At 47.2% G+C, this 752-nt stretch carries 1 protein-coding gene; it reads right to left on the bottom strand.

The annotated features are described in order from the left end of the window. Nucleotides 1-82 precede the first annotated feature (82 nt). The coding region (locus R7190_RS27080; protein ID WP_318137829.1) for a dienelactone hydrolase family protein at nucleotides 83-752 on the bottom strand (670 nt) is incomplete at its 5' end.

The raw sequence follows: 752 nt of genomic DNA, 5'->3' as shown, positions 1-752 counted from the left end.
TTGACGTTGATTGAGTCATGCACATTCCTTGTTAATATCTCACTCACTAAAGGAGATAAAACAAGGAATGTGCCAACTCCGATTAACTGGCGATGAGATGTTCTTTGAAGAAAGCTAAGGTACGTTCCCAAGCAAGAGCCGCTTCCTCGGGTGCGTAACGTGCGGTTGAGTCGTTGTGGAAACCATGATTGACGTTTTCATACATCAAAGCTTGGTACTTCGCACCTGAAGCAATCAACTGCTGCTCGTACGAAGGCCAAGTGTCATTCACACGTTTATCCAACCCTGCGAAATGCAACATTAATGGGCCTTTCACTTGTTTTTGAATCTCTTCTGCAGCGGGTGTTCCATAAAAAGGTACGCCTGCATCGAGCTCATTTGGCATAACTGCCGCCAGCATATTGACGACATAACCACCAAAACAGAAACCAACCGCGCCAAGCGTGCCGTTTCCATGTTCGTGCTGTTTGATAAATTTAGCGGCCGCTATAAAGTCTTGCTCAATCTTGGCTCTGTCCATCTCTTTTTGCATTGCTCGCCCTTCATCATCATTTCCCGGATACCCACCTAACGGGTAGAGAGCATCGGGAGCAAAGGCGATAAAACCATCTTTCGCTAGTCGTCTCGCGACGTCTTTAATGTAAGGGTTGAGGCCACGGTTTTCATGAATCACCAAAACCGTTGGTGATTTGATGGTCTTTTTCTGAGGCATCACCAAGGAACCACGCCCTTCACCATGCCCATTCGGCGAC

It is taken from the genome of Vibrio sp. 1078-1 (assembly GCF_033340475.1).
This window is presented reverse-complemented; position numbering and strand designations above follow the sequence as displayed.